The sequence below is a fragment of the Acinetobacter sp. WC-141 genome, from assembly GCF_000313935.1.
In the GTDB taxonomy this organism is placed as follows: domain Bacteria; phylum Pseudomonadota; class Gammaproteobacteria; order Pseudomonadales; family Moraxellaceae; genus Acinetobacter.
In genome coordinates this window covers 22891-43912 of record NZ_AMSS01000020.1, presented here as the reverse complement: position 1 = coordinate 43912, position 21022 = coordinate 22891, and the positions used below count along the sequence as shown (strand labels likewise).

Sequence of the window (21022 nt, the reverse complement as noted above, 5' to 3'; positions counted from 1 at the left end):
AAAATAAAAGGCAACTTCGGTTGCCTTTTATTTTATTAGCGCATTGGGCATTCAAAATAGCGTGGATCATCCATACAACGCAGACGCTTCATAAGTTGAACAAAATAAGCATCGTAATAACCTGAAAGCACGTACTGATTACGTATTTTGGCAACCATCACGTCATAACTTTGCTTCTCATAAAAAGAGACATCCACCCAATAATAAGCAGGTAAATGATTTTCCCACTGAGTTGCGCGGTTAGTCAGTAATTGACTATTTTGCACAAACCATCCTCGTATTTTTCGACCAAAATTAGCAGGGTAAGCTTGCGGCTTAATAATTAAATTAACGCCAAAATATGCCAAGGGAAAGTTAATGACTTGGACATCTGGACCAAATTCTTTTTGTAAGTTATATGGTAATAGTCCATACACTGGGGCCGGGACAATATCGATTTTGTCTTGCTTAAATTGCAAAATCGCATTAGATAAATCAACATAAACTGGCTGAGCACCTACACTTCGTACCAATGCTTGTTGTGGTGGATTATTTGGTAACACGCCAATACGCTGATTTCTTAATTGAGCAACTCTAGAGATTTTTTTATTTTTTAGGACCATATAAGCAGTGCCAATTGGAATCATGCCTACAGCTTCATAGTCTTTAGAAATTAGTCTTTTCTCGACTGTTGGATGATTCAAAAGCTGCAATAGGTTTTTAGCAGTACGATTATTAGGAATGAGCCCGATACCAGCTGTGCTCCCCATAAACTGGTTATAACGATAAGTATTAAAATTAGATGCCGCTAAACCTGAACATTTACCTTCATCAAACGCTTGTATGGCCTGTTGTTCTTTTTGATAGGTCACTACTTTAAATTTGACTTGGTATTGCTGGGCATATAACCGAATGTCATTTAAACGACGTGTGATATCCCCTTGGGAACCAATCGGATCATATGCACACCACACCTGATCCTCGGCCCAACTCGCGACGGCTGTTAAGCTCAAAATAAGAGCTAAGCATATTTTTTTCACTTTCAACCTTTTTATCTTTATCGGCAATTTGGTTGCCTCATCAGGTATTTCTATTCTTATTTAAAGTTTAATCAAAATATTATTTTGTACCATGAACATTTAAACATAATAGATAGTCATTAAAGCAAATTGGATGTTCTAGTTGAAAACCTGTTGCAGGCAAATGTTTCGCATAAATTCTTTTACCTGAAGTTTGGTTCGATTCTAAAGTTAACTTTGGCAATCCCAGTTGTTTTTGAAACCACACGATAACTTCATGCAACGGCAATGGTTGATTATTAGTGACAATATAGCTCGCTTGATCAGTTTCATAGTCGACTATAAAGGCTAAAAATCTTGCTAAATCATCAATATGTATTCGATTACTATAATGAATATTTGGATAACTTTGACTATTTTCAGCCATTTTCTTCAAGCGGGCTATGGAAGTGCCATAAATGCCAGTTGGGCGAATAATTACACTTTGTTTTGGATAATATTTCTGCCAAAGCAACTCCATATTACGCAAGATATGGCCTTGTGCATCACTTGGTTGAATTTCACTAAAATCATCAATGATCTCCCCTGCATTTTCACCATATACCCGTGTAGACGACACTACGATTATTTTTTTTACTGGATGTATTTTTATTGCATCTCGAATCGGTTCAATACTATCTACATAAGTATGTTGGTAGCCCTCAACCGTACTCTCGTTTGGAGAAAGTAAAATATATACAACATCTATAGGTTCGATTTTACTTAAATCGAGTTTAAAGATATCTTGAACAAGATGGGTTGCGTAACTATCCGTTTTTACACTACGGCTGATTGTGGTAATTTGATGTTCTTTCTCAAATAGTTGTTTAGCAACACGCTGAGATGTTTTACCATAACCGATAAATAATATATGCATAGAAAACTCGTTGAGGGGACATGACTTCAGTCCATCAGTTACAAGGCGTTGGATCGGCTTCAGCAGCCCTGCTCGAAAAACTAAATATTTTTACCACAGATGATTTACTGTTTCATCTGCCACGTGATTATGAAGACCGCAGTACGATTATTCCAATGAATCAACTTGTGGTTGGACGTAGCTATTTACTCGAAGGCGAGGTCAGATCAATTGATTTCCCTCCGGGAAAACGAAAATCTATGGCAGCCTTGGTTCAGGATGAATTCGGTAAAGTCACCTTACGCTTTTATCATATTTATAAAAACCTGACTGACAAAATAAAACCTGGTCATCGCTTACGTATTTTTGGTGAAGTTCGCGTAGGTGCTCGCGGCCTTGAGATGTATCATCCTGAAATTCAGCTCATCCATGAACATACGCCTCTACCTAAGACCCAGCTTACAGCAATTTATCCAAGCACGGACGGACTAACTCAGCCCAAATTACGTGAATATGTAAAACAAGCTTTAAAGCATCATAGTGATGCTTTACCAGAGCTGCTCCCTAAAAAATATACCAATGGCTATGCGCTTAAAGAGGCTTTGTATTACATTCATGAGCCTCCTGTTGATGCCAATATGCTCCAGTTGGCCCAAGGTTCACACCCAGCCCAACAACGACTTATTTTTGAAGAACTGGTTGCACACCAGATTAGTTTGCTTAATCGCCGTGCTTATATTCGTCAAATTGCATCCCCAGCTTTCTCAAGCAGTAAAATATTAGCTAAAAAGCTTTTAGAAGCTTTACCTTTTCAAATGACCAATGCACAAAAACGTGTATCTAAAGAGATTTTGAGCGACTTAAAGCAGAACCAACCTATGCTGCGCCTAGTACAAGGTGACGTAGGTGCCGGAAAGACCTTAGTTGCGGCTGTAGCAGCTTGCCATGCATTAGAAGCCGATTGGCAAGTTGCATTAATGGCCCCGACTGAGATTCTTGCAGAACAGCACTATTTGAATTTTAAACGTTGGTTTGAACCATTAGGTATTACAGTTGCGTGGCTATCTGGCAAACAAAAAGGCAAAGCCCGTGCCCAAGCAGAACAACAGATTAAAGAAGGCCACGCGGAACTTATTGTTGGTACACATGCCCTATTTCAAGACAATGTTGGCTTCGCTAAATTAGGGCTAGTAATCATTGATGAACAACATCGTTTTGGTGTAGACCAACGTTTAGCTTTACGTAATAAAGGTGCTGAGCAATTCACCCCACATCAACTCGTGATGACAGCCACCCCGATTCCAAGAACACTAGCAATGAGCGCATATGGCGATTTAGACACATCAATTATTGATGAGTTGCCACCAGGCCGTACTCCAATTCAAACCGTTACGATCCCACTTGATCGTCGTGAGGAAGTACTGCAACGAATTGCTTCGAATTGTAGAGATGGGAAACAGGCCTATTGGGTGTGCACACTGGTTGAACAGTCTGAAACTCTCGATGCTCAAGCAGCAGAAGCCACCTATCAAGAAATGAAAGAGCGCTTTCCTGAGCTCAATATTGGCTTAGTACATGGCAAAATGAAAGCTGACGAAAAACAGTCGGTCATGCAAGCGTTCAAAAATAATGAGTTACAGCTTCTTATCGCAACGACAGTGATTGAAGTTGGGGTAGATGTTCCCAACTCTTCTATTATGGTCATTGAAAATGCTGAGCGTTTAGGACTTTCTCAGCTACACCAATTACGCGGTCGCGTAGGTCGAGGAGCTCAAGCCAGCTTTTGCGTACTTTTATACAAAACGCCTCTTTCTCAAAATGGGCAAGAAAGACTTTCTATTTTAAGAGAAAGTAATGATGGCTTTGTGATTGCAGAAAAAGATCTTGAGTTACGCGGACCAGGTGAATTACTGGGCACTAAACAAACTGGGGATATGGGGTTTAGAGTTGCTCGTTTAGAGCGTGATGATCACTTACTCAGTCAAGCTCATTATGTAGCTCAGCAAGTCTTAAAGGATTATCCAGAACAAGCAGATGCATTATTAAAACGTTGGCTTCCGGAAGCACCTCGCTACGCGTATGTTTAGTTTCTTAAACCCACAGTATCTTATTCAATTGCTCTCGCCTTGCTTATTATGTGAGTCAGGTGTACGAGAAAAACATTCACTCTGTAAGGATTGTTGGAAGCAGTTACCTTGGCTTAAACAAACAATTCAACGCAATGATCAATCAGTTCTTGTGGCCTGTGATTATGCTTATCCAGTTAGCCGGATCATTCAGCAGTTTAAATATGAACAAAAATTACATTATCAAATCTTATTAGGTGAAATTTTAAAACAATTAAAATTTCCCAAAGTACAAGCTATTGTGCCTATGCCTATTTCGAATCAACGTTTAATTGAACGTGGTTTTAATCAGTCATTGTTACTCGCCAATATCTTAAGCAAGCAATTAAAAATACCTGTTTGGCAGCCCGTACAACGTCTTGCTGAACATTCGCAGAAAGGGCTTTCTCGACTGGAACGCTTTGAGAATATTGAGCAACAATTTATTGCGCTTTCTCAAGAAAAACGGCGTTATCGCCGTGTTCTTATTATTGATGACGTAATAACCACGGGAAGCTCTATTCATGCGCTCAGTCAAGCACTTCAACAATTAGGTTGCACATCTATCCATGCCGCTTGTTTAGCGGCAACTTTGACCAGTTAAAACGATTAAACTGTAGATAAATGCTGCTCACACCAAGGAATAACAATTTCACGGGTTAATGGTGCAAGGTGCGTTTCTGAATCATTTAAATCAACCCATTTCATTTCTGCAATTTCGGCTGCAATTTTAGGTGCCTGATCGAGCTGAACAAGATATAAATGACTGACCAGAATATGGTCTGGCTCATTGGCAGCCGCTGTTTCGAAACGACCAAGAAATTGCTCAATTACACAAGAACTTCCAACTTCTTCTAAAATTTCTCGTTGCATTGTAATCTCTGGCGCCTCATTGGGTTCCAGCTTACCACCGACTTGCATAAAAGCATGGGTATTACGCTTTCTCACAAGCAACAACTGATTTTGCTCATTCAAGATCACTGCAGCAGCGACCGTAATTGTTTTCACTTATTTAACCTCGTTTATGGTTGAACATCTGCATTTGTCCATTTTGGAGCAGGAGCCTGATATTGCTCAAATTGTTGAAGAATGTCTTCAATTTGGTCTGATGCGATCAATTTATCAACGAATCGTGCTTGGCTAAATCCATTATCCACCGTCCCTTGAATCATTTTAAGTAAATCTTCATAAAAGCCAGCTACATTTAAGAAAGCACATGGCTTTTGGTGTATACCTAATTGTGCCCACGTCCATTGTTCAAAGATTTCTTCCAATGTACCCGCACCACCAGGTAAAGCAATGAAACCATCGGAGAGGTCCGCCATTTTGGTTTTGCGCTCATGCATATTTTCGACCACATATAATTTGGTTAAGCCCGGATGAGCTAACTCACGATCGACCAAAGCACGAGGAATCACGCCAATGACTTGTCCACCTACTTGCAAGGCACTATCAGCGACAACGCCCATTAAGCCTGAGCGACCGCCGCCATAAACCAAGGTCTTACCTTGTTTTGCAATAGCCTCACCAGTAATTTTGGCAATTTGTTGGAAAATTGGGTTTGAACCAAGAGATGAACCACAGAAAATACAAATTGAATTCATAGTGTAAAAAACCGTTTTATTGAACTGTCATGCTGACAAACTAAACTATCGATAGAGTTTTTTTTTGCAAAATAGCGTATTGGCAAGTGTTTTTCGGCAAATCCTTGTCTAAAATACACCCATCCATTTCCATCAGACTGCGTGAGGAAAAAAGACACATGCTTGAAGCCTTTTATGCCACAGAACGCGGAAGTCTGGAAGATGCCACCATCAATGGTGGATTTGATCTACATCCCGAATTAGTCTGGCTTGATCTTATTGCACCCTCGCAAGAAGAGCAACAATGGGTACTAGATGCCTATGACCAAAATTTACCTACACTAAAGTCGCTTGAAGATATTTCATCCTCTGCACGATTTTACCGTGATGATGATGGAATTTTGCATATCAGTACTTATTTTTTAACGAAAAATAAAAACTATCAAGTGGATGGTGACGCAGAAGATTCATCACACATTTTAGCAATGGTACAAACGGTCGCATTTATTTTACATAAAGACCGTCTCTTCACGATGCGAGGAGAGAAATTAGTTGCTTTTCGCGCTTTCCGTGCACGCGCCCGCCGCAATGACTATGACATGGACTATAAAGATCCAACATGGATTTTATTAGGTCTTCTTGAAGCAAAACTCGATGAACTTGCGGATATCTTAGAAGATATCCACAAAGATTTAGAAAAATACTCGACAGAGGTTCTTAACAATCACCAACGTGAACAAATTCTAGATCTTGATGACATGATTACACGGCTAGCTCAACAAGAAGATATGCTAGGAAAAGCGCAGCTGTGTTTAATTGATTTACGACGTGTTCTTACTTTTTTATCGCGTCCACGTGCGTTAGGCAGTCATATTTACGATGCTGATATTCGAGAACTGAGTGAAGATGTCCGCTCACTCGTAGAACATGATGCTTTCTTATTCCAAAAAGTACGATTCTTGCTTGATACGACGTCTGGATTCATTAATACCGAGCAGAATGACACGATTCGTCGATTCTCGATTTTACCAAGTATGTTGGCCCCTCCCATGCTTATTGCCAGCATCTACGGGATGAATACAGATGTATTGCCTTTTGCACACGGTACGACCAGTTTCATCATCGTTTTACTGATTATTATCGGTTTCTTTATTGGCCCTATTATTTATTTCCGCTGGAAAAAATGGATTTAAGCGTTGTAATAAAATGCTAGTCCAAAGCATAAAAAAGCACCTAAATATAGGTGCTTTTTTTACATCTTGAATATCAGATCAAATGTAGATCTTCCTGCAGATGGCAGGCCTGAATGATCTTCAGCATTTTTTCGGGTACATTTTTCAAATGCAAACCAGCTTTTTGTGGAGTCACTCGCAACCATTGAACTAAAACAGCCAATGCCAAGGTACTGCCATGCTCAAGCTCTGTTAAATCTACCACCAGAGGAAAGCTTTGCTGCTTCTTAATGATAGCTAAACCTGCTTGATACTGTTGTTCCGCATTATCAAAATCAATTTTTCCCGAAACAACCAATTGTTGGTTGAGATACTGAACCACTCTTCACCTACTATTTTTGTTTGTTCTGATTAACAGCAGCGTCTGCATCCGGTTGGAAGGTTGCAATTGCTTTATTCAAATCGCCACCATTACGTTTCACGGTTGCAGCAAACTGATTACGGAACTGTAAACCTAAATCAATACCAGAAACATTGATATTACGGATTTTCCATTGTGTACCTTTATCAGCTAACTGGAAAGATACAGGAATTTTGTCGCCGTTATGACTAAAGTCCAAGGTCACTACTGGGTTTTTACCCGCAGTTGCCTTGTAAGGGCGCATGGTATAGCTTTGATTCGTATATTTAGCAAATGCACTACCGTAATTTTCAATTAATGTATTACGGAAGTTTGTTTCAAACTGAGCACGTTGCGCCGCTGTACTATACTGATTTGTCGCATAAGTACCCATTACAATGCGTGTAAAGGCTTGTGAATCAACATACGGGTCTAAATTCTGACGTACGATACTCTTCACTAATGCTGGATTACTTTGCAATTTTGCATGATCAGCTTTCAAACGAGCAATCAAACCATCAGCAACACGCTTGATAAAATCAGGTGGTGCTTCTGAAGGTGCAGCAAACGCTGTACCTGCAATCATGGTAGACAAAAGACTTGCTGTCAGGGTTTGTTTAAACAACGTATTCACTAGGAACCACTCCTTCAAATAATCTTTTACTCAACAAATGAGGCTTCAGCACTATCTTTATTAGTGCTTGCAGGAGCACTCGCTTCTGCTGAGCTTGAACCGGCAGCAACTTTACCAGCCCCACCACCAGTAATAAACTTACTAATTAAATCTTCTAAATCCATAGTTCCTTGAGTGTTTGAAATCGTGTCGCCTCGTTTCAGGTAGTTCACACCACCGCCAGGTACGACTTTCAAATATTTCTCACCCAACAAACCATTGGTTGCTACCATTATATAAGCATCTTCATCAATACTTGTGATGGAGGTCATGTTACTGGTCAGTTGCTGTTCCATTGCTTTTTGTTGCTCTGGAGAAGCTTGAGTATAATCTGAGCTATAACGCAACTCTTCCAGTGCATTCTTCTGAACTTCTTTTAATTGTTCAGGATTGAAACTTGTCAACTTTCCATCTAAACCAAATGTTACGGTAGCCAAACGCGTAACCGGATCAAGTGTAATTGAATCAACACGGCCAATTGTAACACCACTCATTGTTACTTTAGCACGTGGCTTTAGCCCATTGACGTTATCAAACTGAGCCTTCATGGTATAACTATCACTTAAGTTAGTACCAACAAGCCCACTCACTTTCATTGCTAAGAAAAACAATGCAATACCGAAGATAATAACAAAGATACCAACGGCCAGTTCACTACTACGTGATTTCATTAAATCCCTCCGAACATGACCGCAGTCAACACGAAATCAAAACCTAAAACACATAATGAAGAATACACAACCGTCCGGGTCATTGCCGTTGCAATGCCTTCTGGTGTCGGATCACAGGCATAGCCTTGATAAACAGCAACCCATGTACAAATCAAAGCAAAAACAATACTTTTAATAATTGTGCCATTGAAAATGTCATGCCCGAAACGCACTGTATTTTGCATACCACTCCAGAAGGAGCCTTCATCAGCACCTAAAAAGTCAACACCGACCATCTTGCCGCCAATAATACCAATGGCTGCAAATATCACAGTTAACATTGGCAAACTGACAATACCTGCCCAAAGACGTGGTGATACGATTTGCTTTAAAGGGTCAACACCAATCATTTCCATACTGGCAAGCTGTTCGCTTTGCTTCATTGAACCAATTTCGGCAGTCAATGCAGAACCTGCTCGTCCTGCAAATAGCAATGCAGCAACCACAGAAGCAAGCTCACGGAGTAGCGTTAACGAAATCGCTGTACCCAACATCGACTCAGCACCGAAAGTGACCAAAATGCTATACATCTGCAAGCCAAGAACCGCACCGATAAACAAACCAGAAACGGTAATAATAAGTAAGGACATCACACCTACCCGATGCATTTGGTAACCAAAACGACCAAAACCACCCTTGGTAGGAAATGAAAAAATAATCTGCAATAGCATATGTGCCGCAGCACCAATGCCTCGAATCCGCTCAATAACGAGTCTACCTAACCAGGCAATCGTATTCATGGACGAACCTCGTTATTTAAATAAGCTTGAGGACTAAACTGGTATTCAACCGGTCCTTCTGCCGAACCTGTTAAGAATTGGTGTACAAATGGAGAAGCATGTTTTTGCAACTCTTCAGGTGTACCCTCTCCCTGAATTTTTCCTTCAGCTACCACATAGATGTAGTCAGCAATGGATAATGTTTCTGCAACATCATGCGAAACAATAATTGTTGTTAAATCTAACGCTTCACGTAATGAACGAATTAAACGTGTCAAAACACCTTTTACAATCGGATCTTGACCCGCAAAAGGTTCATCGTACATGATTAAATCGGGATCAAGTGCAATCGCGCGAGCCAATGCTACACGACGATTCATACCACCTGAAAGTTCGGTCGGCATTAATTGTTCAGTACCACGTAGACCCACTGATTCGAGTTTTAATGCAACCAGTTCAGCAATGAGATTTTCAGGAAGCTTTGTATGCGCTCGAATTGGGAACGCTACATTTTCATAGACGGACATGTCCGTAAATAAAGCTCCACTCTGAAATAACATGCCCATACGTGCACGGGCGGAAAAAAGTTCCTGACGAGACATTTTGGCAATATCTTTAGCGTCGAGTAAAACTTCCCCTTGATCTGGAACTAGCTGTCCACCAATCAGACGTAATAAAGTTGTTTTACCTGTACCAGAAGGTCCCATAATGGCCGTAATCTGGCCTCGACGTATATTTAAACTAATATTGTCATAAATGACGCGTTCCCCTCGATTAAAACTCAAGTTTTTCACTTCAATAAGCGGTTGAGTCGAGAGAGGAGTTTTATTATTCATAATGGCAATCGTTCCTGCACTTTTATGCACGCATACTATAACACTGAAAATTAGCAAACTTGTTGTAATTTTAACAAAAGCAAATCTAACTTATTTTATAGAAATAGAAGAAGTATATTCGTAAAAAGAGGTCAATTCAGAAGCTTGGAATTGCTCAACAGAACTTCCATTTATAAAAGCGTAGGCGAAATAAACACCATTACACAAAACAAGTGCAATAAAAAGATAAGGCAAACCTCGCTGAATCAAACGATTCTTCAATTGTGCCATTATTGTTTCTTTTCGCTTATTTTTACGCATTATCTAATAAAAAATTGAACCAATTCACATTTTGTTAGTTTATAACAAAACTGAAAAATAAAAAAGGCCAGTATTTTTACTGGCCTTTTTTTCAAACTAAATATTGATTAGCGATCGAATTTACGACGCGGTGGTTTGTCATCGAAGCTACGACGCGGACGATCTTCACCACCAAAGCTACGTTTTGGACGATCATCACCACCGCCGAACGCTGGACGCTCACCACGTGGTTTGTCATCGAAGCTACGACGTGGACGATCTTCACCACCAAAGCTACGTTTTGGACGGTCACCAAAACCACTTTCGCGACGTGGTTTATAATCTACACGATTACCACGGTTGTCATCATTCGAGTCAAAACGCGGTTTATCATTGAAGCCACCTTCGCGACGTGGACGATCTGAACCGAACTCACGACGTGGACGATCTTCAAAACCACCTTCACGACGTGGACGGTCTGAATTGAACTCGCGACGCGGACGATCTTCACCGCCAAACGCTGGACGTTCACCACGTGGTTTATCATCGAAGCTACGACGTGGACGGTCATCACGACCACCTTCACGGCGTTTAAAGTTGCTTTCGCCTTCAAAACGACGACCGCCACCGAAACCACCGCCGCTACGACGACCATCACGGCTACCGCCATTACCACCACGACCACGACCACCGCCATCACGACCTGAACGAGCAGGAGGTGGAGATGGCTCTAAGCCTTCAATTTCAGAAACACTTAAACGCGCTTCTAAATATTCTTCAAGTGCACGAATCTTACCGCGTTCACGATAAGTCGCTAAAGTAATTGCTTGACCAGTACGACCAGCACGACCAGTACGACCAATACGGTGTACATAATCTTCATGCTTCATCGGAAGACCGAAGTTAATTACGTGAGAAATAGTCGGTACGTCAAGACCACGAGCAGCAACGTCAGTTGCAACTAAGATTTTTGCACGACCTTCACGAATACTACGTAAACGACGGTTACGAACTGTTTGTGGCATTGCACCATGAAGCGCAACTACAGAATGACCTGCTTCAGCAAGTTCTTCTGCCAACATATCTGTATCTTCTTGCGTGCTAGCAAAAACAACAGCTTGATCTAAGTTTTCATCACTTAACCAATGGGTAAGTAATTTTTTCTTATGTTCAAAGCCATCAGTCCAATGCAATGTCTGCGTAATATCTGTATTGGTTGAATGACCTGTTTCAATTGCAATACGCATAGGATCTTTCATCATGCATGATGCAAGACGAATGATACGATCAGCAAATGTTGCAGAGAACATTAATGTTTGTTTACGGTTAGCCGCTAATTCGCTAATTGCTTCTAAGTCTTCAGAGAAACCTAGGTCAAGCATACGGTCCGCTTCATCAACGATTAAAGCATCTACTTGATCTAATTTAATTTGACGACGATTCACTAAGTCAAGTAAACGACCAGGTGTCGCAACAACAACTTGCGCGCCTTTTAATTGTTGAATTTGTTTTGCAAATGGCATACCGCCCATAATGGCAGCAATACGAACACCTTTCATGTGACGTACAAGTGCAATTGCGTCTTGGCTTACTTGCTGTGCCAATTCACGAGTTGGTGAAATTACCAAGATATTCGGTTGAGTCACTGCTTTCATACGGTCTTTGAACGGTACGACAGTCTCTTGACCAGCTAAAGCATTTAATGTTGGGAGTAAGAATGCAGCAGTTTTACCAGAGCCAGTTTGGCTTGATACGAGAAGGTCTTTACCTTCTAAAGCAGCAGGAATTGCTTGTTCTTGCACAGGAGTCGGGGCAGTAAAACCTAAACCTTCAAGCGCTTGTTGTAAGGTTTCATGCAAAGAAAATTCGGCAAAAGTTTTGCTCATAGAGAGTTTCACCCTTGTGGGTGCTCCATTTTTAATAAATACAAAAAAATAGACATCGGCAAAAAGCGGCAAAGCAAAATTAGCTGAAACGTTTTTTCAGCAGCAATCCGAGTAACGACGATGTGGACTAAACGCACGCTTGATTACGGCCGAACCTGAAGAATCGCTGAGCGATTGGGGCGCAAGTAATGGTCCTCTCTATGGACAGCGTGCGCTTACAATGAATAGAACAGAATGTTCAGGTAATGAACGGAAATTTAAGTGCGTTGGCGGATTATAGCAGAAATAAATTAAAAGTCACCTGTTTTAATCAACTTTGTTTATATTTCTTGAATTAATTTAATTTACTCTTTACTTAAAACACAAAACCCTCTGATTAAAGAGGGTTTTATTTATAATAAGCTAAATTATTTTGCAGCTTTATCCCAAGCTGGAACAACAGTTTGCATTAATGGTTTTAGCAGTTTAAGTGAACATGCGAGTACTTGACCATTTTCAAGTGAGTTATTACCACCACGCGCATCAACCACTACACCGCCTGCTTCTTTAAGAATAAGTTCACCAGCAGCGATATCCCATGGTTTTAAACCAAGCTCAAAGAAACCATCAAAACGACCAGCAGCTACATATGCTAAATCTAGAGCAGCTGAACCGCCACGACGAATTTGTGCTCCAGCTTGAGTAACTGCTAATAATGATGCGAAGTGCTGCTCTGCATAAGATACGATTTCACCAGCACGTTTGGCACGGTAAGGATGGCCTACAGCCAAGAATGTATTTTCTAAAGTATCTTTTACATTAGCACGGATACGGCGTTGATTCATAACTGCACCGCGACCACGGCTAGCAGAGAATAACTCATCACGTACTGGATCGTAGATTACGCCGTGTTGAGTAACACCTTTGTGTTGAACTGCAATAGAAATACAGAAATGAGGAAAACCATTAATAAAGTTTTGTGTGCCATCAAGCGGGTCAATTACCCAGCACCACTCTGCATCATGGCCTTTGCCTTCTTGCAGACCAAATTCTTCACCTAAGAAGCTATGGTTCTTATAACTTTTACGTAACGTATCAATCGCTAATTGTTCTAAATAACGATCTACACGTGTTACCGGGCCATCAATGCCTTTCTCTTCAACTTGTAAATCGAGTTTATGACGATTTTGATGCGCTTTTAAAAGCTCTTGACCAACTGTTTGAGCCGCACGCGCAGCCATAACCACCATAGGTTCCATTGAACACCCACTAGACAAATTTGAAGATTTTGACAAAGAATAATGCATAAAAGCGCAGATATTTTAGCAAATATCTGCGCTTTTAGGGGGAAAATGTTTCAAAAATTTTATTGAGGGTTAAACGACCTGATTTAACTTGAGCCAAGCTCGCTCAATTGAGTTCAAAATACCTTTAGCATCTAACCCACAATCTTGTAGCATTTGCCCATGTGAGGCCTGTTGTAAAAACAAATCTGGCAAGCCTAAGTTAATAATAGGCTTCACAATTTGTTCTTGTGCCATAAATTCATTAACAGCACTGCCTGCCCCGCCCATTACAGCATGTTCTTCAACAGTGACAAATAAATGAGTGTGCTCGGCCAGATCACGAATAATTTTTTCATCTAGCGGTTTCACAAAACGCATATTTACAACACGCACGCCCACATCATGTTTTTGTGCAAATTGTTCAGCAGCTTCTATGGCAACCATAACACGACTACCAAACGCTAAAATTGTTATCTGCTCTTCACAGGTAGTCTTGATTTCAGCAACGATTTCAGCTTTCCCTAATTCAATAGCGGTCAACTCTTGCTGAATTTCCACACCTACACCTGCACCACGTGGGTAACGTACCGCAGCAGGTCCATTATAGACATAGGCTGTATGAAGCATCTGACGGCATTCATTTTCATCTTTTGGTGCCATGATGACGATGTTTGGGACTGTACGCATGTATGCATAATCATATGCACCTGCATGCGTTGGACCATCTTCACCCACCAAACCTGCACGGTCAATTCCGAAAGTCACATCAAGGTTTTGTAATGCAACATCATGAATAAGCTGATCGTAGCCACGCTGCAAGAAGGTCGAATAAATTGCAACAACAGGTTTTAAACCTTCACAAGCCATTCCTGCTGCAAGTGTCACAGCATGCTGTTCAGCAATTGCAACATCGAAGAATCTGTGTGGAAATTCTTTAGCAAACTGAACCATGCCTGAACCTTCACACATCGCAGGTGTAATCGCGAGTAGACGCTCATCTTGGATCGCCTCATCACATAACCACTGACCAAATACATCAGAGTATTTAGGTGGTGTTTTACCTGCTGAGGTTGCATTAATTTTGCTAATTGCATGATAGGTAATCGGATCTGCTTCTGCAGGAATAAAACCTTTACCTTTTTTAGTATAGACGTGTACTAAACGTGGACCTTTACGCTTTTTCAGAGCGTTAAATACTTGAGCCAATTGATTTACGTCATGTCCGTCGAAGGGACCAAAGTAATCAAAACCAATTGCTTTAAATAAGTTATCGGCTGCATCTGTTGCTGATTGATGCAAACGAGAATTATACGTCCATTTTGGATGTGGCTGTATATACGCTTCGCCATCTTCGTTAACGTTAACTAAATGGCCTTTTTCCCAGATTGCAGCCAAATGTTTAGCAAAGCCACCTGTACTACAAGAAATCGACATGTCATTGTCATTGAGCACAACAATTAAGTCAGCATTATGTGCCACAGCATCGTTCATGGCTTCAAATGCCATACCCGCTGTCATTGCCCCATCACCGACAATACAAACCACTTCACACGGGTCATTTTGATAACGACGTGCTAACGACATTCCTAAGCCAGCTGAAATTGCTGTTGATGAATGCCCTACGCCGAATGTATCGAAAACTGATTCTTCTCTGGCTGGAAATGCTGCTAAACCATTTTTAGAACGAATCGTCGTCATTTGTTCGCGACGACCTGTCAGAACTTTATGCGGATACGCCTGATGGCCCACATCCCAAACTAATCGGTCATTTGGAGTATTAAAGCAATAATGCAGCGCAACCGTCAGCTCAACCACGCCGAGATTAGCACCGAAATGGCCACCACTCTGGCCTGCTGCATATAAAATATATTGACGCAACTCATCAGCCACTTGAACCAATTGGCTATGCTCGAGCTGACGTAATTGTTGAGGATGATCAATTGCATCTAACAATGGCGTAACAGGGCGTTGAGTTGGAATTTCGGTATACAACATATGTGGCAAAGCCTTTATAAGCCTGGCAAATCCTAAGCTGGGTCAAAATGGGTCGATCATACAATCGAATGAAGTCACCTTCAATCAGCCACATTTGCGAACGAGGTCATGCAAAGCAGTCTCTCATACAGTATGGGTATGGTTGGCAGATTATCCTGAATAATCTGACTATTTATCAACTATTATCGTCTTCTTTATACAAAAAAGAAAACCTTCATGCGCAAAATCATTATGACAATTCGACCAATCTCCCAGCATTACGCTATACTTTAAACCGTTTTCGGTTAAAAGATGAGTTAATCTGTGCCTATAGAGTTCATTGCAACATCAAAACTCCCGACCGCTTTTGGTGAATTCAATATTTCTGTGTTTCAAGATCCAGTATCAGGTGAAGAACATGTGGCACTTTCTAAGGGGTTAGAAAATCCACCCACAGGTCCTGTTTTAGTTCGTGTACATTCAGAATGCTTAACAGGTGATGCTTTTGCGTCATTAAAATGCGACTGTGGTCCTCAATTACAGGCAACTCAAAAGCTCATCAACGAGGCAGGACAAGGCGTTATTTTATATTTACGTCAAGAAGGCCGTGGCATTGGACTGACCAACAAAATTCGCGCCTATGCATTACAAGATCAGGGTCATGACACTGTAGATGCTAATTTACTTTTAAATTTACCTGCCGATGCACGTCGTTATGACATGTGTAGCATCATGCTAGATCACTTAGCAGTAAAAGAAGTTAAATTAATTACCAATAATCCTTTGAAAATTCAGGCACTCAAAGATCAGGGAATTAATGTGGTGGGCCGTGTTCCATTAACGGTTGGACGCAACCCTTTTAACGAACAATATTTAAAAACCAAACGTGAACGTATGGATCACCTTTATCAAAAAGATGATTTTTAAGCCAAAATTGTAAATTTAAAACCATTGAAAGGGATTTTTGAGACATTTCTTAAAAATCCCTTACTTTTTTTATGGTTTTGTGTTTTGATGTAACTATCTCCTATCTCAATCATCTTTGAGGGTCACTATGCAACATCCGACTTCAACAGATATTCAACGTGTCCGCGAATTTCTCCTCGATTTACAAGCTCGTATATGTGCTGGTTTAGAACAACAAGAAAAAGCTGGCGGCGGTACGAGTGAATTTATTATTGATGATTGGGAACGTCCTGAAGGCGGGGGTGGTCGTTCGCGTGTTTTGCAAAATGGTACGGTAATTGAAAAAGGCGGTGTGATGTTTTCTCACATCAACATTAGTAAACTGCCCGCTTCTGCTACAGAAAGACACCCACAAATTGCTGGTGCTAAAGCTCAAGCGCTTGGTGTCTCATTAGTCATTCATCCTAAAAACCCCAATATTCCAACTTCTCATGCCAATGTACGTTTATTCGTTGCAGAACGTGAAGGTCAAGATCCGATTTGGTGGTTTGGTGGTGGTTTTGACTTAACTCCATTTTATCCAGATGAACAAGATGTTATCGATTGGCATCAAGCGGCTTACGACCTATGTCAGCCTTTTGGTGACAATGTTTATGCTGAACATAAAAAATGGTGTGATGATTATTTCTATTTAAAACATCGTGATGAGCAACGCGGTGTTGGCGGTTTATTTTTTGATGACCTCAATGGCTGGGATTTCGAAACTTGCTTTAAATATATTCAAGCTGTCGGTAATGGCTATTTAAATGCCATTTTGCCAATTTTTGAAAAACACCGTGAACAGCCTTACACCGAAGCTCAACGCGAATTTCAGCTTTACCGCCGCGGCAGATATGTCGAATACAACTTAGTATATGACCGCGGAACATTGTTTGGTTTACAAACTGGTGGACGCATTGAGTCCATTTTAGTGAGTCTCCCGAATCTTGCAGGTTGGTCATATCGTCCTGAATGGGATGAAGACTCACCAGAGAAACGTTTAACCGACTATTACTTAAAACCTCGTGACTGGTTAAATCTAAAAGAAAAGGTCGCTTAATTTTTGCTTTTCAGAGATTCTTTAGTTTCCACCCTAAAGAATCTCCTTTTTATTTTCACTTTTCTGAACCTCATTCAAATATTTTTTCTTATTCCAATTTGGCTTATAGTGAGGCCTGCTGAATATTCAGCACACGTTTTTAACTGCTTCATGCCATTTTAAAATTTTGGATATAAGAATGACCAAACAGTTTGCAGTAATTGGCAACCCAATCGAACAATCTCGCTCTCCTGAATTGCATCATGCTTTCGCTCAAAAAACAGGTGTTGATCTCGACTATCAAAAACGTCTTGCCCCACTCGACGGTTTTGAGTCAAGCATGCGTAGTTTCTTTGCAAATGGCGGAAGTGGCATGAACGTTACCGTGCCGTTTAAAGAACAAGCTTTTGCTTTATGTGATGTGTTAACCGAACGTGCTCAGATTGCGAAAGCAGTGAATACATTATGGATGGAAAATGGCAAATTGCACGGTGATAATACTGATGGCCAAGGCTTAGTAGCTGCAATTCAAGCTTTGGATTGGAAGCTAGAAAATACAAATATTTTAATTTTGGGGGCTGGTGGTGCGACTCGTGGTGTTATTTACCCGCTTGTACAGGCTGGTGCAAAAAAAATTGTGATTGCAAACCGAACTCTCGCTCGTGCTGAACAACTTGTAGATGACTTAAAAACAGCAGTTCCACAAGCTCAATTACAAGCAATTTCTCTAAATGCATTAGAAGGGAATTTTGACCTTGTCATTAATGCAACATCTGCAAGTCTTTCAGGAGATGCTCTACAACTCCCTGAAAAACTACAATTCAAACATGCTTATGAAATGGCGTATGGCAAACCATCTAGCTTTCTTGATCAAGCTAAACAACGCAATGTGCCTTATGCGGAAGGTTTTGGCATGTTAGTGGGTCAAGCGATTGAAGCCTTTTATATATGGAATGGCGTAAGACCTGAATTAAAAGATTTTCTATAAACAAAAAAGAACCTACATCAGTAGGTTCTTTTTTATCTCATCTATTATTTTTTAGCTGTAACCATCTGCTTATAAACATCTCGGAAAATCTCATAATCAATAAATTCATTATGTTCAGGTTTTAAATTCTGAATTGTTTTTTCCGTAAGCTGCTGTTTACGTGCAGCAGCATAAGCTTTCCCTAAAATATCAGCTGTTTCTGACAACAATGGTTTTTCTTCAGCAGAAGCACCATTTTGTTGTTCAAATTTTAATTGATATTGTTTTGAGAAGAGTTGCTCCGGTTGCTTATATTGTTTCTGTAATTTTTGCCATTCTTCACGCCCTGCCTTACCTTGTATTGTTGTAATCACAATATGGTCCACAGCTCGGCCTAAATCATTATCAAATTGGTCTTCTTGTTCAAGATGATGCTTTTTCTGCAATGCCTCAATACGCTCTAAAGCCTTACCTTGAGGATTATAGGTGTCTTCTTCAGAGAACCAATAAGCATAAACTTCAGCAATTTCTTGCAACTGTTGAACTGAATAATAATGAATATATGACGGTTTTTCGGCAGTCAATTTTGCAATAAACACAGCCTTATACGTTTTGTCGTAGGCATGTGTTGCATCATAAGTTTTATCAGCCAATAACGCTAAATTCGAATCTAGATCTTGTACATCGCTATGTAAGCCAACTGGATGTTCAGAAATATCACTCTGCCCAAGTTTTTCACTAAAGCCTTTTACGAAGTTTTCAAATAGCGAACCCTTACTTGCCTCTGCAACTGATTTAGCTTGTTTAAGTTGCTGCTGGTCAATTGAAGTTGCTTTACCATAATTTAAAATTTGCATATCTGCTTTAATATTAAAGCGATGGTTAAATTCAGCTGGTGTATATGCAACATCGTAATCAGCATTGACTAGACGGCCTTTTTCATCAAGTCCCACATCAATCGTAATTGGATTTCTTTGTTTTGGTAAAGCTTGTTCAATCTCTGCTTTATGTTTTAACCATAAAGCTTTGAATGCATCATCATTAATGAACTGATTCTGATCATAAGCTGCAAAAGTTTGTTTTAGTGCAGCTCGACGAGCTTTAATCTGAGTTTTTTCAGTATTTACAGCGCTCCGATCAAGCACATCAATACCGTAAACTTGGCAGTAATTAATATCACCTAACGCGACTGGTTTCTTAAGAGACTGCAATTCAACACACTGCTCTTCTGTAAGTGTAGCCACTTCTTCATCTTGTGTAGTTGGCTCAGCATCTGCTACAGCAGCATCTTCAGCTTGAGCTGAATCAGTAGTCTCGTCTGCTGCTGTTTCTTGTTCTGCACTCGCTTGTTCATCATCGCCTTCCGAAGCCAATGTATTGCCAAAATGAGCATTAATAAGCGAATAAAGTTGCTGGCTGACTGCCGCTGCATCTTCAGAAGAAACCTTCTGTCCCTCAGCACTGCCCGCTTTTTTCTTAGCTTCAGAAGCAGCAAGTTCAGTTGCTATAGTTTCGGCAACCTTTTGGTCATCAACCCCTAAAACATTTTTTTGCAAATATTTTTCATTGACTTGACCATAGAGTTCCGATTGCAGCAATAACGCTTCAACCGTATCTTTTAAACGAATTTTTTCTACAATTCCGGCTTTACGGTCAGCATCGGTAACTGGTAACCGCTGTAAATTTTGTGGTTCAGCTAAACGATAAGATACCGCACTAGAAGCCTTCGCATATTCAACAAACTTCTTCATATCGACGTTTGTAAACAGATCTTTATATTTTGAAAAATCGACATACGCCAAGTTATTTTGATTATCTTTATTTACAAGATAAGGCATTAATCCGAAATAATTAACGTAAAATTTATAGTCTTTCAGATCAAGCACCATTGGCAATTTTGCCTGCACCAAAAGCGTCGGTTTCTCATATCTTGCAGTGAGGTTTAAAGACCCCATTTTTTGACGGTAATGAACTGAACCATCGTAACTAAATTGGAGATCATTTAATAAATTAATTAATACGGCATTTACTTTTTCTGAACGTGATTCGTCAGATACACCCGAAATAGATCGTTCATTTGCAATTGCGGCATAAAGCGCCTGCTTCTGTTTTTTATTCAAATTAGTCTTTTGTTCACGTAAATATTGATCTACTTTTTTTTGCACTTCAGCATCAAGCTGAGCCGTTTTCTCTACAGTGCCTGTTTTCTTGGGCTGATTTGGATCAACATTAACTTTAAAATGCCCACGGTAGTCATAGCTTGGGTACTCATACATTGCATTCATACCCTGAATGACTTTTTGATCTAAGTTGGCAGATCCTACTGATGGACGTAGGTTATGCTGCGCACATGCGGTCAAACCCAAACTAAATAAACATAAACTGAGATATTTTAAATGCATAACCTTTTTTAAAACCTTATAGCTTTATCTTTTTAACAAAACTTGCTAAAAATAAGAAAATAGTTGTTTTTTCACATAAAAGTATAAGTCCTGAATGTAGCAGAAAATGTATTTTCAGGTGTATTTATTTTCGACAAAATTCGCTTTTCTGACATTTCTTTCGGATGTGATTAT

Annotated in this window: 20 protein-coding genes; 6 read left to right on the top strand and 14 right to left on the bottom strand. The window is 40.2% G+C overall.

Going from position 1 to position 21022, the window contains the following annotated elements; genetic code table 11:
- Positions 1–35: 35 nt before the first annotated feature.
- Entirely contained in the window at positions 36–1019 is a 984-nt protein-coding gene (locus tag ACINWC141_RS03520; protein ID WP_009388000.1) for a putative solute-binding protein, read from the bottom strand.
- Between the two features lie 79 nt (positions 1020–1098).
- Complete coding sequence (locus ACINWC141_RS03515; RefSeq protein WP_009388028.1) at positions 1099–1914, bottom strand: Rossmann-fold NAD(P)-binding domain-containing protein; 816 nt, start codon at positions 1912–1914, stop codon at positions 1099–1101.
- Positions 1915–1934: 20 nt separating this feature from the next.
- Between ACINWC141_RS03515 and recG the strand changes: the two genes are divergently transcribed.
- Together recG and ACINWC141_RS03505 are read left to right on the top strand one after the other, a co-directional pair.
- Positions 1935–3980, top strand: a complete 2046-nt coding sequence (gene recG, locus ACINWC141_RS03510) for an ATP-dependent DNA helicase RecG (RefSeq protein WP_009388026.1) — start codon at positions 1935–1937, stop codon at positions 3978–3980.
- Positions 3973–4602 carry a ComF family protein gene (locus ACINWC141_RS03505; protein ID WP_009388038.1) on the top strand — a complete coding sequence of 210 codons (630 nt, stop codon included), beginning with the start codon at positions 3973–3975 and terminating at the stop codon, positions 4600–4602. The genes recG and ACINWC141_RS03505 overlap by 8 nt, the downstream gene beginning before the upstream one ends.
- 5 nt (positions 4603–4607) lie before the next feature.
- On the opposite strand, the gene ACINWC141_RS03500 is transcribed toward ACINWC141_RS03505, so the two are convergent.
- Both ACINWC141_RS03500 and ACINWC141_RS03495 read right to left on the bottom strand, forming a co-directional pair.
- Positions 4608–5006, bottom strand: coding sequence for an NUDIX hydrolase (locus tag ACINWC141_RS03500; protein ID WP_005038468.1), 399 nt, complete (start codon positions 5004–5006; stop codon positions 4608–4610).
- A gap of 14 nt (positions 5007–5020) precedes the next feature.
- Positions 5021–5602, bottom strand: coding sequence for an LOG family protein (locus ACINWC141_RS03495; protein WP_009387943.1), 582 nt, complete (start codon positions 5600–5602; stop codon positions 5021–5023).
- Positions 5603–5760: 158 nt separating this feature from the next.
- Between ACINWC141_RS03495 and ACINWC141_RS03490 the strand changes: the two genes are divergently transcribed.
- Positions 5761–6774 carry a CorA family divalent cation transporter gene (locus ACINWC141_RS03490; RefSeq protein WP_004789661.1) on the top strand — a complete coding sequence of 338 codons (1014 nt, stop codon included), beginning with the start codon at positions 5761–5763 and terminating at the stop codon, positions 6772–6774.
- 73 nt (positions 6775–6847) lie between these two features.
- On the opposite strand, the gene ACINWC141_RS03485 is transcribed toward ACINWC141_RS03490, so the two are convergent.
- From ACINWC141_RS03485 to dxs, 9 genes are all read right to left on the bottom strand, one after another.
- Positions 6848–7135 (bottom strand): STAS domain-containing protein, encoded by a 288-nt coding sequence (locus ACINWC141_RS03485; RefSeq protein ID WP_009388012.1) that lies wholly within the window; start codon positions 7133–7135, stop codon positions 6848–6850.
- A 10-nt stretch (positions 7136–7145) separates the two neighbouring features.
- Entirely contained in the window at positions 7146–7787 is a 642-nt protein-coding gene (locus tag ACINWC141_RS03480) for an MlaC/ttg2D family ABC transporter substrate-binding protein (protein WP_004789665.1), read from the bottom strand.
- A gap of 26 nt (positions 7788–7813) precedes the next feature.
- Positions 7814–8497, bottom strand: a complete 684-nt coding sequence (gene mlaD, locus ACINWC141_RS03475; protein ID WP_009387995.1) for an outer membrane lipid asymmetry maintenance protein MlaD — start codon at positions 8495–8497, stop codon at positions 7814–7816.
- Entirely contained in the window at positions 8497–9276 is a 780-nt protein-coding gene (gene mlaE, locus ACINWC141_RS03470) for a lipid asymmetry maintenance ABC transporter permease subunit MlaE (RefSeq protein ID WP_009388006.1), read from the bottom strand. Before mlaE ends, mlaD begins: the two co-directional genes overlap by 1 nt.
- Positions 9273–10091 carry an ABC transporter ATP-binding protein gene (locus ACINWC141_RS03465; protein WP_009388001.1) on the bottom strand — a complete coding sequence of 273 codons (819 nt, stop codon included), beginning with the start codon at positions 10089–10091 and terminating at the stop codon, positions 9273–9275. Before ACINWC141_RS03465 ends, mlaE begins: the two co-directional genes overlap by 4 nt.
- Before the next feature lie 90 nt (positions 10092–10181).
- On the bottom strand, positions 10182–10391 hold the full coding sequence (locus ACINWC141_RS03460; RefSeq protein ID WP_081399998.1) for a hypothetical protein: 210 nt from the start codon (positions 10389–10391) through the stop codon (positions 10182–10184).
- 107 nt (positions 10392–10498) lie between these two features.
- Positions 10499–12256 carry a DEAD/DEAH box helicase gene (locus tag ACINWC141_RS03455; protein WP_009388061.1) on the bottom strand — a complete coding sequence of 586 codons (1758 nt, stop codon included), beginning with the start codon at positions 12254–12256 and terminating at the stop codon, positions 10499–10501.
- A 407-nt stretch (positions 12257–12663) separates the two neighbouring features.
- On the bottom strand, positions 12664–13494 hold the full coding sequence (locus ACINWC141_RS03450; RefSeq protein ID WP_009388022.1) for an inositol monophosphatase family protein: 831 nt from the start codon (positions 13492–13494) through the stop codon (positions 12664–12666).
- A 117-nt stretch (positions 13495–13611) separates the two neighbouring features.
- Positions 13612–15516 (bottom strand): 1-deoxy-D-xylulose-5-phosphate synthase, encoded by a 1905-nt coding sequence (gene dxs, locus ACINWC141_RS03445; RefSeq protein WP_009387987.1) that lies wholly within the window; start codon positions 15514–15516, stop codon positions 13612–13614.
- Positions 15517–15819: 303 nt separating this feature from the next.
- On the opposite strand from dxs, the gene ribA reads away from it, so the two are divergent.
- From ribA to aroE, 3 genes are all read left to right on the top strand, one after another.
- Positions 15820–16422 carry a GTP cyclohydrolase II gene (gene ribA, locus ACINWC141_RS03440; RefSeq protein WP_009387992.1) on the top strand — a complete coding sequence of 201 codons (603 nt, stop codon included), beginning with the start codon at positions 15820–15822 and terminating at the stop codon, positions 16420–16422.
- 127 nt (positions 16423–16549) lie between these two features.
- Positions 16550–17500 (top strand): oxygen-dependent coproporphyrinogen oxidase, encoded by a 951-nt coding sequence (gene hemF, locus ACINWC141_RS03435; RefSeq protein WP_009388020.1) that lies wholly within the window; start codon positions 16550–16552, stop codon positions 17498–17500.
- Positions 17501–17678: 178 nt separating this feature from the next.
- On the top strand, positions 17679–18467 hold the full coding sequence (gene aroE / locus ACINWC141_RS03430) for a shikimate dehydrogenase (RefSeq protein WP_009388034.1): 789 nt from the start codon (positions 17679–17681) through the stop codon (positions 18465–18467).
- 44 nt (positions 18468–18511) lie between these two features.
- On the opposite strand, the gene ACINWC141_RS03425 is transcribed toward aroE, so the two are convergent.
- Positions 18512–20848: a hypothetical protein gene (locus ACINWC141_RS03425; RefSeq protein ID WP_009388027.1), complete on the bottom strand. Its 2337-nt coding sequence runs from the start codon at positions 20846–20848 to the stop codon at positions 18512–18514.
- Positions 20849–21022 lie beyond the last annotated feature (174 nt).

Bases quoted from the DNA above. Each gene is read 5' to 3' on its own strand.
- ACINWC141_RS03505 (WP_009388038.1), top strand. From the start codon at position 3,973: ATGTTTAGTTTCTTAAACCCACAGTATCTTATTCAATTGCTCTCGCCT.
- dxs (WP_009387987.1), bottom strand. From the start codon at position 15,516: ATGTTGTATACCGAAATTCCAACTCAACGCCCTGTTACGCCATTGTTA.
- hemF (WP_009388020.1), top strand. From the start codon at position 16,550: ATGCAACATCCGACTTCAACAGATATTCAACGTGTCCGCGAATTTCTC.
- ACINWC141_RS03460 (WP_081399998.1), bottom strand. From the start codon at position 10,391: ATGCGTAAAAATAAGCGAAAAGAAACAATAATGGCACAATTGAAGAAT.
- ACINWC141_RS03455 (WP_009388061.1), bottom strand. From the start codon at position 12,256: ATGAGCAAAACTTTTGCCGAATTTTCTTTGCATGAAACCTTACAACAA.
- aroE (WP_009388034.1), top strand. From the start codon at position 17,679: ATGACCAAACAGTTTGCAGTAATTGGCAACCCAATCGAACAATCTCGC.
- ACINWC141_RS03450 (WP_009388022.1), bottom strand. From the start codon at position 13,494: ATGGAACCTATGGTGGTTATGGCTGCGCGTGCGGCTCAAACAGTTGGT.
- mlaE (WP_009388006.1), bottom strand. From the start codon at position 9,276: ATGAATACGATTGCCTGGTTAGGTAGACTCGTTATTGAGCGGATTCGA.
- ACINWC141_RS03465 (WP_009388001.1), bottom strand. From the start codon at position 10,091: ATGAATAATAAAACTCCTCTCTCGACTCAACCGCTTATTGAAGTGAAA.
- mlaD (WP_009387995.1), bottom strand. From the start codon at position 8,497: ATGAAATCACGTAGTAGTGAACTGGCCGTTGGTATCTTTGTTATTATC.
- ACINWC141_RS03495 (WP_009387943.1), bottom strand. From the start codon at position 5,602: ATGAATTCAATTTGTATTTTCTGTGGTTCATCTCTTGGTTCAAACCCA.
- ACINWC141_RS03490 (WP_004789661.1), top strand. From the start codon at position 5,761: ATGCTTGAAGCCTTTTATGCCACAGAACGCGGAAGTCTGGAAGATGCC.
- ACINWC141_RS03515 (WP_009388028.1), bottom strand. From the start codon at position 1,914: ATGCATATATTATTTATCGGTTATGGTAAAACATCTCAGCGTGTTGCT.
- ACINWC141_RS03425 (WP_009388027.1), bottom strand. From the start codon at position 20,848: ATGCATTTAAAATATCTCAGTTTATGTTTATTTAGTTTGGGTTTGACC.
- recG (WP_009388026.1), top strand. From the start codon at position 1,935: ATGACTTCAGTCCATCAGTTACAAGGCGTTGGATCGGCTTCAGCAGCC.